General features: G+C 59.5%; 10 protein-coding genes and 1 pseudogene. 3 read left to right on the forward strand and 8 right to left on the reverse strand.

Annotated elements, in window-relative coordinates; translation table 11 throughout:
* Nucleotides 1-311 (reverse strand): annotated as a pseudogene (locus QN377_RS15980) (energy transducer TonB); the annotation flags it as partial.
* 3 nt (nt 312-314) lie between these two features.
* The gene (locus QN377_RS15985; protein ID WP_095000354.1) at nt 315-722 is read right to left on the reverse strand and encodes an ExbD/TolR family protein; all 408 of its coding nucleotides are present in this window, start codon (nt 720-722) and stop codon (nt 315-317) included.
* A gap of 480 nt (nt 723-1,202) precedes the next feature.
* On the opposite strand from QN377_RS15985, the gene QN377_RS15990 reads away from it, so the two are divergent.
* Nucleotides 1,203-2,189 (forward strand): hypothetical protein, encoded by a 987-nt coding sequence (locus tag QN377_RS15990; protein WP_095018007.1) that lies wholly within the window; start codon nt 1,203-1,205, stop codon nt 2,187-2,189.
* Nucleotides 2,190-2,208: 19 nt separating this feature from the next.
* Here QN377_RS15990 and QN377_RS15995 read toward each other — a convergent pair whose 3' ends face one another.
* The 5 genes from QN377_RS15995 to QN377_RS16015 all read right to left on the reverse strand — a co-directional run bounded on the left by QN377_RS15995 (nt 2,209) and on the right by QN377_RS16015 (nt 8,149).
* Nucleotides 2,209-2,646, reverse strand: a complete 438-nt coding sequence (locus QN377_RS15995) for a YqaA family protein (RefSeq protein WP_095018006.1) — start codon at nt 2,644-2,646, stop codon at nt 2,209-2,211.
* 147 nt (nt 2,647-2,793) lie between these two features.
* A complete protein-coding gene (locus tag QN377_RS16000; RefSeq protein WP_095018005.1) occupies nt 2,794-3,675 on the reverse strand; it encodes an alpha/beta hydrolase in 882 nt (293 codons plus the stop codon).
* 19 nt (nt 3,676-3,694) lie between these two features.
* On the reverse strand, nt 3,695-5,917 hold the full coding sequence (locus QN377_RS16005) for a TonB-dependent siderophore receptor (RefSeq protein WP_095018004.1): 2,223 nt from the start codon (nt 5,915-5,917) through the stop codon (nt 3,695-3,697).
* 187 nt (nt 5,918-6,104) lie between these two features.
* The gene (locus QN377_RS16010; RefSeq protein ID WP_322212956.1) at nt 6,105-7,451 is read right to left on the reverse strand and encodes a sensor histidine kinase; all 1,347 of its coding nucleotides are present in this window, start codon (nt 7,449-7,451) and stop codon (nt 6,105-6,107) included.
* Entirely contained in the window at nt 7,451-8,149 is a 699-nt protein-coding gene (locus QN377_RS16015) for a response regulator transcription factor (RefSeq protein ID WP_095000348.1), read from the reverse strand. Before QN377_RS16015 ends, QN377_RS16010 begins: the two co-directional genes overlap by 1 nt.
* Before the next feature lie 217 nt (nt 8,150-8,366).
* Between QN377_RS16015 and QN377_RS16020 the strand changes: the two genes are divergently transcribed.
* Entirely contained in the window at nt 8,367-9,578 is a 1,212-nt protein-coding gene (locus QN377_RS16020) for a M24 family metallopeptidase (RefSeq protein WP_095018002.1), read from the forward strand.
* A 363-nt stretch (nt 9,579-9,941) separates the two neighbouring features.
* A complete protein-coding gene (locus tag QN377_RS16025; protein WP_370688607.1) occupies nt 9,942-11,183 on the forward strand; it encodes an MFS transporter in 1,242 nt (413 codons plus the stop codon).
* A gap of 61 nt (nt 11,184-11,244) precedes the next feature.
* Here the strand turns inward: QN377_RS16025 and QN377_RS16030 are convergent, their stop codons facing one another.
* The gene (locus QN377_RS16030; protein WP_095000345.1) at nt 11,245-12,240 is read right to left on the reverse strand and encodes a GlxA family transcriptional regulator; all 996 of its coding nucleotides are present in this window, start codon (nt 12,238-12,240) and stop codon (nt 11,245-11,247) included.
* Nucleotides 12,241-12,329: the final 89 nt, after the last annotated feature.

Below are 12,329 nucleotides of genomic sequence, written 5' to 3' on the forward strand. Positions count from 1 at the left end.
AGATGTGTATAAGAGACAGGCCTGGGAGCTGGCGGTTTGGGTTTGGGTGGTGGGGGAGGCGCGATTTCCACGGCTTCGACCACTTCCTCCTCCGGTGGTGGCAACTCGGCGACCTGCTCGGGCTCCGGTTCAGGCTCGGGAGGGGGAGGCAGCAGTTCATCCAGATCTATCAGGGCCACTTCGACGCTGCTGTCGTCGTATTTGGGCGTGATTTTCAGGTCCGTGTCCATGCTGCTATGGACGGCCACCGCCAGCAGGCAGATGGCCGGCAAACAGGCGATGGCTTTGCGTGATTTGAAAAAAACCGACATGGCCTACAGCTTCCGCGTCGCAATGGAGACAGACGAGAAGCCGCTGCCCTTGAGCACATCCATCACGCTGACCAGACGCGCCACCTCAACACCTGCATCGCTGTTGAGGATGATCACCATTTTTTCGTCAGGGTTTTCCATGGCCTTGAGTTGAGCCACCAGATCGCTCTGGTTCAGATCCTTGCCATCCAGTTGCAGGCGCTCGTCCAGGCCCAGGGTGATGACCGCCTTGTTTTGCGGCTTGAGCTGCTGCGCATGAGCGGCACCTGGCAACTGGGTCTTGATGCCGAGTGCGGGTATCACGTTGAGACTGATCAATACAAAAAACACCAGCAGGAACATCATCACGTCGATCATCGGGATGATTTCGATATGCAGACGCTTTTTCTTGGGTTCTTCCCAGCTTCGCATTGCGTGTACTCCAATCCACAGAGGGGATCAAAAAGCTGAACATCCGTTCAGGTTTTCACTTGCGGTTTGCCAGGACGCAGAAGAAATGCCCAGAACCTGTCTCAAGTGACAGGTTGCAAAGGTAGAGGGGGGCTGTTTCATTTTGATTTCAGATTTTGTGTATTTTTTTGTTTTTTTTAATATCGAAACTAAACTGATTTTTGTGGTTAAAAGTGCCGTCTTTTCAGGATTTTGCAGGCATTTACTTGAAAGAGTATTTCGTTGCAGGGTGGCCAGGATAAATTTTTATAAACTTGACAGGCCTGTCAGCTTATAGATTTGGCATCAGGAATCATTCGCCATAACTCTGTTTTTCCACGGTTTTGGCTGTGCAGATGTCAAAGTGCTACTAATCTATTGTTGTTATGCAAAGGCATTGGCATGATGATATTAATCTGAAGTGCCGGCTGTTGAGATCAAGGGTTTAGCGGAGCGAACGCCATGCAGTTATTCAAAAAGCTGTTGAATATTTTGGGGCAGGCTGAGCGCAGCCGTGCTCACGTGGATAACCCTTTTCTGGTACCGCTTGAATTTGAAAGCCTCAAGCGTGAGCTGAATATCGTCGAGCAAGCCCGGCGCCATGGCGAGCAAGGCTATCCCCCTGTGGAGGCCACCCGGCTGACGGCCATTGAAGAACAGATCCGCACGACCCTTGAGTCAGAACGGCACAAGGTGCTGGCCTGGGCCGAGGCGCGCATCGCCCTGGTGCAAACCCGCCTGACAGCGCTGGATATTGTTGGCACGGTAAAACGTTGCGGCGAATTTGATCAGGCGTTCGAGCGAGCGGCACAGGACCTGCTGAACAATTACGCCGTACGCCTGCAACGTCTGGAATACCGCGCACGGGAGCGCGAGGCTGAATTGTGCGCCTTGCGTGCGCAAAATCACGCCGGGTATGGCAAACAGCAGAAACGTCGCAACGAAGCACTGGGTGTGTACCAGGACGAAATTGCAGATGTACGCAACGAACTGATGGCACTCAAGCATGAGTTCCTTGAACAGCTGGAGTCCGATGTGCTGGCCTGCAATGAGCAACTGGTGAGGTATCAGTCAGTTCTGGACGAAAAACGCAATCTGAAACCGCGCCTGGCCAGTGGCCTGAACAAAGCCGAAATGGTCATGGCGGGGCTTGTGCAATGCTATCGCGCCGAAAACCAGCTGCACCGTAATGGTCGGCGGGTGCCGGCTTACTTCAGTGACAGTATTGTGTTGCAGTCGCTGGCACTGCCCGACAGCAATACGGCCGAGGATGAAGTGAACCTGGCTTTGCAACAGCAGGCACTGACGCAGCTGATTGAGCAGCTTGAGCCGATTCGCGGGCGGATCCAGTCCTCGTTCTTTCAAAAGTACAATCAGCTGATGCCCCTGTCCTGGCTGCCTGAATACCCTCCGGCCATGGAAAACCGCATCGCCGCAGAGCCGGTTTGACACCCCGCAGGCTGGTTGTCTAGGACCAGCCCAGGGTTGCCGCGGTCAGTAGCAGGTACCGGGTACCTTTGGCCAGGGTGACGATCAGCACGAAACTCCACAGCGGTTCGCGCATGACCCCGGCGATCATGGTCAGCGGATCGCCGATAATCGGCATCCAACTCAGCAGCAGTGACCAGCGCCCGTAACGCAGATAGAACTGCTGGGCCCTGTCGAGCTTTTGCTCGCTGACCGGAAACCAGCGCTTGTGCCGAAAGCGTTCCACCGAGCGGCCCAACAGCCAATTCAGTAACGAGCCCAGCACATTGCCCAGGGTGGCGATAGCCAGCAGGGTCAGGGCTGCATATTTGCCTGACAGCAGCATGCCGACCAACACGGCTTCCGACTGCATGGGCAGCAGCGATGCTGCGCCAAAGGCGGCGAGGAACAGACCCAGATAGCTGGTTAATTCAAACACGTAAGCTTCCAGGGTAGATGGACACCGCCGCATACCTTGTGGGAGCGGGCTTGCTCGCGATACAGGCGCTGCAGTCTGCCAGACCAACCGAGGCGCTGCCATCGCGAGCAAGCCCGCTCCCGCAAAAGTTGGCTGGGCTGGCAGCGGCTACAAGTTTTGCAATACCCGCCGCAGCGAAGCCGGCAGGGTTTCGCCGTGGCTCATGCCGTCGAATGTCTGATAGTCAACCGCCAGTCCCGGGATATCACTCAGTTCACCCGCCAGTTGGCGGATCAGTCTGTCTGGCTCGCCGTCGCTCGGGCCGCGCGGGTTAGCGGGTTCGGCCGTGCCGCGCATCAACAGCAAATCGGCCTTGTGCCCGTTCATGCGTTGCTTGAAGTCCGCGCCGGGGTGGATGTCGGCCCACCACAGCGACGGGCTGGCCGCTGCGTAACGGGCAAATTCGCCGGGGCGGGTGAGCAGGGCGTGCAGCACCAGCAGGCCGCCATAGGAATGGCCCCACAAGGTTTGCTCCTGCAGGTTGATCGGTGCCTTGGCCGCCACCGCCGGGCGCATGCGCTCGCGCAACAGGTCCAGGAAGACATCCGCACCGCCACTGGGCAACCCGCTCAGCGGGTCGGTTTGCACGGTCAGGCCAGGCCTGTTCGGGGTGTAGTCGTAAGTGCGGGCAGTGCGCTCGATGCGCAGTGGTGTCTGGTAGCCGATGGCGACCAGTAATGGTGCCTTGCCACGGGCAAGATCCCGCAGCAGGTCGGCATCCAGTGCGCCGATGGCGGCATTGCCGTCGAGCATCCACAGCACCGGGAAACCGTTTTTCGGCGGCGCGGCATTGGGTCGACCGATCCATAGCTGATAATGGCGCTGGCCATCGGCGGAGTCGATCAGCAAGCGGCTGAAGCGGTAGTCCATATCTGTACGCTGCAGCAGGCGGGTGTCCATCAGCTGGTCAGGCGCGGGCCGGGCCTGGGCGGCTTGCCCGGGGAGGGCCAGGGCAAGCAGCAGCGTCAATGGCAGGGTCAGGTTTCTCATCAGGCGATCTCGTTATGCTTTAAAACGACGCGGTCAGGCTGGTGTAGAGCGTACGCCCCGGCTCGTTGTAAGTCGCCGCCCCGGCCCCGGCGATATTGGTCACACCCTGGGCGTTGCCCTCACGGAACAGGCGCTTGTCGAACAGGTTATCGATACCCGTGGTCAGGCTCAGGTTGGCGGTAATGGCGTAGGTACCGCTGATGCCGGCAATGGCATAAGGCGAAAGCTGGTTGTTGGCGGTGCCGGTGACGCGGTCACCGTGGTAGTCGAATTTTTTCGGTGTCTGTTTGCCGTACCAGGCCACGCTCGCTTGCAGCGACAGGTCATCGGTTGCCTGCCAGTCCAGCATGGAGTTAAGGGTGTAGCGCGGGGTGACGGACAGGGCGTCACCGGTCTGCTTGTTTTTCGATTGCAGCATATAGGTGAAGTTGTTGGTCCAGGTCAGTTGCGGCGCCAGGGGCAGGGTAAGGGTGCCTTCAAGGCCTTCGACCAGTGCCTTGGGTACGTTTTCCCACTGGTAGATCGCGGCATTGGCATAGGTGCCTGTTCCGCCCACGGCATTGCCGATGGGGCTCATGCCGGATTCGATCTTGTTTTTGTAATCGTTGCGAAAGTAAGTCAGGCCCGCGACGACGCCGTTTTCCTTGTACTCGATGCCCAGTTCCTTGTTGACGCTGGTTTCGGCTTTCAGGTCGGCGTTGCCTTGCAGGTAGCAACTGGTGCTCTGGCCATAGCAACCCTGGCCGCGGCTGTAGAGCAGGTAATCGGGGTTGAGCTGGTACAGGTTAGGCGCTTTATAGGCGCGGGCGATGCCGGCCTTGAGGGTGACTGTTTCGGTCAGGGCATGGGACAGGTTAAGCGACGGGCTCCAGTTGTTGCCGACCACGCTGTGGTGGTCCAGACGCAGGCCGGGGGTGAGCATGGTGCCGGGTAGCAGCTCGATATTGTCGGCGGCAAACAACGAGAAAATCTGCGCCGAGGAGGTGGTGCTGCGATTGCTGCTGCTCAGGCCGCTGACCGAACCGCCTTCGCTGGTGGACTGGGTATTGGCGCTGGGGTCGTCGAGTTTTTGCTGGGTCCATTCGCTGCCCAGGGTCAGTGTCTGGTCGAAACCTGCGTGCAGCGGCAGATTGACCTCGCCGTGGGCGGTCAGGTCGCGCAATACCGCAGTATAGAAATCACCACTGCTGAAAATGCCTTCGGTGCCGCCTGCCAGGCCTTCGTTGATCCGCGTATTGCGGGTTTTTTCGTATTGCAGGTAGGCCATGCTGTTACCAAAGTCCCATTCACCACGGTGGGTCAGGGCATAGGTTTCGCGGTAGGTACGGTTGGTCTCGTGGCCCAGCAGGCTTTTGACGTAGGCGTTGCTGTTGGTGTTTTGCGTATCGCCGGTATAGAGGTTGCCCTGACGGCTGTAACCAGCCTCGAAGTCGAGGGTCTGCTGCGGGGTCATGCGCCAGCTGAGCAGGCCGTTGACATCCTTGTTGCGCACGCCTTCGCGGCCAGCGGGCAGGGTGCCGGCCTGATTGCCGGTGCGCTCTGATTCATGGCCTGAGTTGATGTCCCAGTCATCGGGGTCGGTCTTGGCGATATTGCCGTATACGCGATAGCTCAGGTTGTCGGTGAGCGGGCCGTTGAGGCCGAAACTCACGCGTTTGCTGGCGCCTTCGTCCTTGTGGGTCGGGAAGTTGGAATAGACCGTGACGTCGCCGTGGGTTTCGGCCCCGGCCTGCTTGGTGATGATATTCACCACGCCGCCAGCTGCGCCGTTGCCGTAGAGGGCGGCGGCCGGACCGCGCAGCACTTCGATGCTCTCTACCTGATCGGCAGGTACCCAGTTGGTATCGCCACGGCTGTCACGCTCGCCGCGCCAGCCGTAGCGCACCGAATTGCGGCTGTTGACCGGTTTGCCGTCGATCAGGATCAGGGTGTTTTCCGGGCCCATGCCGCGGATGTCGATCTGACGGTTGTTGCCGCGCTGGCCGCTGGTGGAGTTGCCCGTGAGATTGACCCCGGGCATGGTGCGGATGATCTGCGACAGATCGTTGGACGGTGGGCGTTTCTTGATGTCCTCTGCGGTGATCACCGAGACCCCGGGTGCCTGTTTGGTTTCTTCCAGGGCGGTGGCAACCACGTTGGTGTTTTCCAGCTCCAGCGCGGCAGCGGCATGCACGGAGCTGGCCAGCAAGCAGCAGCCGGACAGAACGAAGGGAGCGATAGGGCGCAGCGCATGTTGCAACATCGGGTGATCTCCGGGACAGCCTGATACAGGAAGATCACGAATGATAATGACTGCTAATTGAGAGTAAAGCGCATTAACTTTCTAAACACTTCACTGTGGGAGCGGGCTTGCCCGCGATGGGATCGCCGCTGTTTGTCTGTTGAACCGAGTTGGCGGCATCGCGGGCAAGCCCACAGGGTTTTCTGTTTCAGTCAGGAGGACGCGCCACCGGAAACAGCACATGCATGCACAGCCCCGGCTGGCCATTGCTGGCCCACAACCGGCCCTGTTGCAGTTCAATGGCACGTTGGGCGATGGCCAGGCCCAGGCCGAAGCCTTCGCCTAGCGAACCCTTCAGGCGCTGGTAGGGCACGAACAGGCTGGGCAGGTCCTGCGGATCGACGCCGGGGCCTTGGTCGCTCAGGCACAGGTGCCAGGCATCACCTTCACGCCAGCCGCTCAAAGTCACTTTGCCTGCAGGCGGTGAATAACGTATTGCATTGCGCAGCAGGTTTTCCAGGGCCTGGGCCAGGCTGTCGAGATGCACTTGCACGTAACAGTCTTCGCCCAGCAGACAGGGCAGTCGCTCGACCGGCCAACCGCTTTCAAAGCAGGCGTCTTCACACAGGGCTTCCCATACGGACAGTACCAGCACCGGCTCGCTTGCCAGTTGCGGGCGCTCGGTGTCCATCCAGGCGAGGTTGAGGGTGTCTTCCAGCAGGCGCTGCATATCGTCGATCTCGCGATCGAGTCGCTGGCGCATGTGCTCAGCCGGTAAATGGCTGTCGTGGGCGATGCGCAATCGTGCCAGGGGGGTACGCAGTTCATGGGACAGGGTGCGCAATAAAAGGCGTTGCTGGTTGAGGCTTTGGCGCAGGCGGCTGGCCATGTGTTCGAAGGCCTGGGCCAGTTCCCCCAGTTCATCCCTGCGTTTGATCAGCGGCAGCGGTGCTTCACTGTCCAGGTCATCGGCACGCAAGGCGTCGGCGCGGTCACGCAAACGGTTGAGTGGCAGCACCAGGTGGCGGTAGATCAGCAGCCCGAGGAGCGCGGCCAGCAGCGTTGGCATCACGCCGTGACTGAGCACATGGGTCCAGGGTGTCAGGCCTCCGGGCAACAACCGCTCGGGAAGCTGGATCACCAGCTGGCCTTGTTGCGGCTGCCCGGGAAAGGGGATGCTGACATAGGGCAGCTCGTCCTGCAGACGTCGGCTCATGGGCCAGTTCAGTTGGCGCATAAAGGTCAACTGGCGATAGTTGTGGGCGGTGAGAGGGGTATTGCTCAGGCTTTGCAGGTTTGGCCCCAGTACCGTTGCCCAGGTGTCCTCCCTCGCCATCAGCTCTTCGCTAAAACGTGCCAGCCCGGCCGGGCCCTGGTTGTGCCAGATGCCTTCAGCCTGCTGTGCGTAGTCGGCCAGGTACTGCTGGTCGGCGGCCGAAAGAAAATAGGTGCGACGTTCGGCCGACACTCCCCAGATCCAGATGATCCAGGTCAGCAGCAGGCAGAAAGCGATTTGCAGCAGGGCCAGTTTCCATAGCAAGGGATGGCGGCGCATCAGGGGTTATCCATGCTGACCAGGATATAACCCTGGCCACGCACGGCCTGGATCTGCACATGCCGCACGCCAATGGCCGCCAGCTTGCGCCGCACATTGCACACATGCACATCCAGGCCGCGGTCCAGCCGGGTGTAGACGCGGTGAAGCACCTGCTGGTAGAGAAACGCCTTGCTCAAGGCCTCGCCATCATGTTCGTGCAGGATGCTCAGCAGGCGGAATTCGGAGTGGGTCAGGCCTGCACTCTGGCCGTTGTGCACCACGTCCAGAGCCTCTTCATCAAAGCTCAGCCGCGGGTGGTGCGGCAGCCCCGGCGGGCGCTGGAACATGGCCATGCGCCGCAGCAGGGCATCGGTGCGGGCGTCCAGCTCGGCGAGGCTGAAGGGTTTGGGCAGATAGTCGTCGGCACCTCGGGTAAACCCGGTGATTCGGTCTTGCTCGTTGCCCAAGGCCGACATCAGCATCACCGGGACGTTTTGTTGCAGGCGCAGGGCTTCAAGCAGCGCCAGACCGTCCATGCCGGGCAGCATGATATCGAGCAGCACCAGGTCGAAACACTGCGACTGCAAAGCGCTCAGGCCCTGGATGCCGTCGATGCAGGATGTCACGGCAAAGCCGCGTTGCAGCAGATGTCGCTCCAGATCGTGGCGCAGCCTGAAGTCGTCTTCTACCAGAAGTAGCCGGGGGGATGTGTGCATAGGGGTTCTAATGAGAATATTTCACATTTGCGAATATCCCATCATTGGCCATGCTGCGCAAATGCTATCAAGGATAGAGGGCAAGATTGCACAGCGGATCTGATCAACTACAGGTCGGATTCGCGCAAAAAAGCCGTGCCTGTATCTGTTCGAATGTTCCTCAACGACCCGCCTGCCGGCGGCTCCTGACGCTCGATCAATGACAGGGACATATGCCATGCAAATGCCGAAAACCATCCAGATAAAGAACGGCGAAAAGGTCACTCCGACGTTCTCGGCCCAGGAGTACGCCAACCGCCAGGGAAAACTGCGGGCCTATATGGCGCAGAACAACATCGATGCTGCTGTGTTCACCTCGTACCACAACCTCAACTACTACAGCGATTTCCTGTATTGCTCATTTGGCCGCAACTACGCGCTGGTGGTGACCCAGGACAGCGCGGTGAGCATCAGCGCCAATATTGACGGCGGGCAGCCGTGGCGCCGGACCATGGGCACCGACAACATCGTGTATACCGACTGGCAGCGCGACAACTACTTTGTGGCGATCCAGCAGGCGCTGCCCAAGGCGGGGCGCATCGGTATCGAGTTCGATCACATGAACCTGCTCAATCGCGACAAGCTCGCCAGCCGCTATCCCCAGGCCGAGCTGGTGGACATCGCCGCGCCGTGCATGCGTATGCGCATGATCAAGTCGGCGGAAGAACACGCCATCATTCGCCACGGCGCACGGATTGCCGATATTGGTGGCGCGGCCATCGTCGAGGCCTTGCGCGATCAGGTGCCGGAATATGAAGTGGCGCTGCATGCCACCCAGGCGATGGTGCGTGAAATTGCCCGTACCTTTCCCGATTCGGAGTTGATGGATACCTGGACCTGGTTCCAGTCGGGGATCAACACCGACGGCGCCCATAACCCGGTCACCAGCCGCAAGGTGAACAAGGGCGATATCCTCAGCCTCAACTGCTTCCCGATGATTGCCGGTTACTACACGGCGCTGGAACGCACCCTGTTTCTGGACCATTGCTCCGACGAGCACCTGCGCCTGTGGGAGGTCAACGTCAAGGTACACGAGGCCGGCCTGAAGCTGATCAGGCCCGGCATGAAGTGTTCGGACATTGCTCTGCAGCTCAATGAAATTTTCATGGAACACGACCTGCTGCAATACCGCACCTTCGGGTATGGTCACTCCTTTGGCACCCTCAGTCATTACTATGGCCGCGAGGCCGGGCTGGAGTTGCGTGAAGATATCGATACGGTGCTGGAGCCGGGCATGGTGGTGTCGATCGAGCCGATGATCATGATCCCTGAAGGTCGTCCGGGAGCAGGTGGGTATCGCGAGCACGATATCCTGATCGTCAACGAAAAGGGCGGCGAGAACATCACCCACTTCCCGTATGGCCCGCAGCACAACATCATCAAAAAATAGTCATTGCGCGGCATTGTGGGAGCGGGCCTGCCCGCGAAGGTATCACCGCGGCGCCTCGTCAATCCGGGGTGATACCTTCGCGAGCAGGCTCGCTCCCACTCCGAGCTCGATACCAACGTATGCGCACACAGATTGCGCAGCGTTTTCTGACCTGTTTACCCCTGCCAAAAAGAACACAATGAGGGTATCTGTCATGTCCCATGTCGCGACGTTGCTTGCCATTTTTCCATCACGCATCTCTTTCTCAGGAGGTGCTCAATGAGTATCCCCAGCGCAACTATCGCTTTGCCCCTGACCCCCGAACAGCAGATCGAGCGCCTCAGTGAGCGCAAGGCATTGCGCCGTGCCGCCACAGCCAGCTTTATGGGCAACTTTGTCGAGTGGTTTGACTACGCTGCCTATGGTTACCTGGCGACGGTGATCGCCCTGACGTTCTTCCCGCAAACCGATACCACCACCGGGCTGCTGGCCACTTTCGCGGTGTTCGCCCTGTCGTTTATCGTGCGCCCGTTCGGTGGTCTGGTCTGGGGGCATTTTGGCGACAAGTACGGGCGGCGCAGCGCCTTGTCCTGGTCGATCCTGATTATGACCGTGGCGACTTTTTGCATCGGCATGCTGCCCACCTATAACCAGATCGGTCTCTGGGCACCGGTGTTGCTGTTGTTGATTCGTCTGGTGCAGGGCTTTTCGGCCTCAGGGGAATACGCGGGCGCTTCGGCGTTTCTGGCCGAGTATGCACCTGAGGGCAAGCGCGGTTTTTATACCAGCATCGTACCGGCGAGCACGGCGGCCGGCCTGTTGTTTGGCGCGATATTTGTCGCGGGCATGCATGCCTTGATGACGGTTGAAAACCTGCACGACTGGGGCTGGCGCCTGCCGTTTCTGCTGGCGGCACCCTTTGGCCTGGTGGGGCGCTATATCCGTGTCCATTTGCAGGACTCACCCAAGTTCCTGGAGATGGAAAAGCGTCTGGAAGCCAAGGAGTGTGCGACCCATGCCCCGGTTCGTGAGTTGCTCACGGTGCATCGTCGGCCGGTATTGATCGGGATTGGCGTGACCTGTCTGAATGCGGTGGCCTTCTACCTGTTGCTCAGTTACATGCCGACCTACCTGTCGACGGAAATGGGCATGAGCGAGAGTGATTCCTTTATCGCGTCCACGGTGTCGCTGGCGACTTACATCGGCCTGATCTTTTTGATGGGCAAGCTGTCGGACCGCTATGGCCGCAAGACCATGCTGGTCAGTGCCTCGGTGATGTTCCTGCTGCTGACCTTTCCGCTGTTCGGGATGCTGGGCAACCCGTCACTGCTGGTGATTCTGATGATCCAGATTGCCTTCGGTGCCATCCTGGCAATGAACGACGGCACCTTGCCGTGCTTTCTGGCCGAGATCTTCCCGACCCGGGTGCGCTTCAGCGGTTTTGCCTTCAGCTTTAACGTGGCCAACGCCGTGTTTGGCGGGACTGCGCCGTTTATTGCCACCTGGCTGATTCAGATGACCGGCAACAAAATGGCCCCGGCCTGGTACCTGCTGGCCGCCGCGGCAGTGGCACTGGTGGCGATGCTGGCCAGCCGCGAGACCGCGCACAAGGCGTTGCAGGATTAACCTGCCGCCTCCTACCTCCGTAGCAGCCTCGCTCCGCTCGGCAGCTGCTACGGGTGATGTTTTAGTGCAACGCTACCTGCTTGCGTTCACCAATGGGTGATACACCAAACAGGCGGCTATAGCACTTGGAAAAATGCGCCGCCGAGACAAAGCCACAGGCCAGGGCGATATCCCGCACTTGTGATTCGCTGCGCAGCAACAGGCTCCGGGCCCTGGCCAGGCGTAACTCCAGGTAGTACTGGCTGGGTGTGCGTTGCAGGTGTTTGTGGAACAGGCGTTCCAGCTGACGTACCGACACTTCGTTCAACCGCGCCAGGTCTTCCAGGCTGACCGGCTCTTCCAGATTGGCCTCCATGATTGCCACCACCTGACTCAGTTTGGGTTGCGATGTGCCCAGCTTCTGGCGCAGTGGTACCCGCTGTTGCTCTTGCGGCCCGCGGGCTCGGTCACACAGCAGCAACTCGGCAGCGTGGGCCGCAATCTCGCGGCCACCCGGTTCGCGGGCAATCAATTGCAAGGTCATGTCCATCGACGCCACGCCACCCGAGCAGGTATAGCGGTCGCGATCCAGTTCGAATAACTGATTGGAAATAATGATCCCCGGGAAATGGTCCTTGAGGGTTTCGATATCTTCCCAGTGGATGGTGCAGCGATAACCCTTGAGCAGCCCGGCGCGGGCCAGCCAGTAGCTGCCGGTGCAGATCCCGCCCAGCGCCACTTGTTCGTGGGCCAGTTTGCGCAGCCAGTTGAGCACCGGGCGGCTGCTGAGGTGGGAGACGATCGGGTTTGAACCCACCACCAGCAAAATGTCCAGTTTTGGTGCATCGCCGATCACATAGTCGGGCAGGATGCGCATGCCGTTGCTGGCCATGACCGGATCGAGGGTGGGGGCAATGATAACGCTGCGAAACATTTCACAGCGCGCTGCCATATTGGCCATGCGCAAGGTTTCGATGGCCGAGGCAAAACCGATGGTGGTGAAGTTTGGTATCACCAGAAAGCCTACGGTCTTCACGGCAGGCATATTTATCGGTGACGCTGTAACAGGCGTTGCCATCCTTACGCTCCTTATTATGATCCGGGACGCGTCTGGCGTCGGGGTTCACCCAGGTTGTTGCAGCGCCAGAGCGGAGCCGGCGGTGCAAG

It is taken from the genome of Pseudomonas sp. CCC4.1, assembly GCF_035019225.1.
Taxonomy (GTDB): Bacteria; Pseudomonadota; Gammaproteobacteria; order Pseudomonadales; family Pseudomonadaceae; genus Aquipseudomonas; species Aquipseudomonas bubulae.

What these genes read in the sequence shown, in the direction of transcription:
- QN377_RS16030 (WP_095000345.1), bottom strand. Translation starts at nt 12,240, where the DNA reads ATGGCAACGCCTGTTACAGCGTCACCGATAAATATGCCTGCCGTGAAG.
- QN377_RS15990 (WP_095018007.1), top strand. Translation starts at nt 1,203, where the DNA reads ATGCAGTTATTCAAAAAGCTGTTGAATATTTTGGGGCAGGCTGAGCGC.
- QN377_RS16010 (WP_322212956.1), bottom strand. Translation starts at nt 7,451, where the DNA reads ATGCGCCGCCATCCCTTGCTATGGAAACTGGCCCTGCTGCAAATCGCT.
- QN377_RS16020 (WP_095018002.1), top strand. Translation starts at nt 8,367, where the DNA reads ATGCAAATGCCGAAAACCATCCAGATAAAGAACGGCGAAAAGGTCACT.
- QN377_RS16025 (WP_370688607.1), top strand. Translation starts at nt 9,942, where the DNA reads ATGGGCAACTTTGTCGAGTGGTTTGACTACGCTGCCTATGGTTACCTG.
- QN377_RS16015 (WP_095000348.1), bottom strand. Translation starts at nt 8,149, where the DNA reads ATGCACACATCCCCCCGGCTACTTCTGGTAGAAGACGACTTCAGGCTG.
- QN377_RS15985 (WP_095000354.1), bottom strand. Translation starts at nt 722, where the DNA reads ATGCGAAGCTGGGAAGAACCCAAGAAAAAGCGTCTGCATATCGAAATC.
- QN377_RS16005 (WP_095018004.1), bottom strand. Translation starts at nt 5,917, where the DNA reads ATGTTGCAACATGCGCTGCGCCCTATCGCTCCCTTCGTTCTGTCCGGC.
- QN377_RS16000 (WP_095018005.1), bottom strand. Translation starts at nt 3,675, where the DNA reads ATGAGAAACCTGACCCTGCCATTGACGCTGCTGCTTGCCCTGGCCCTC.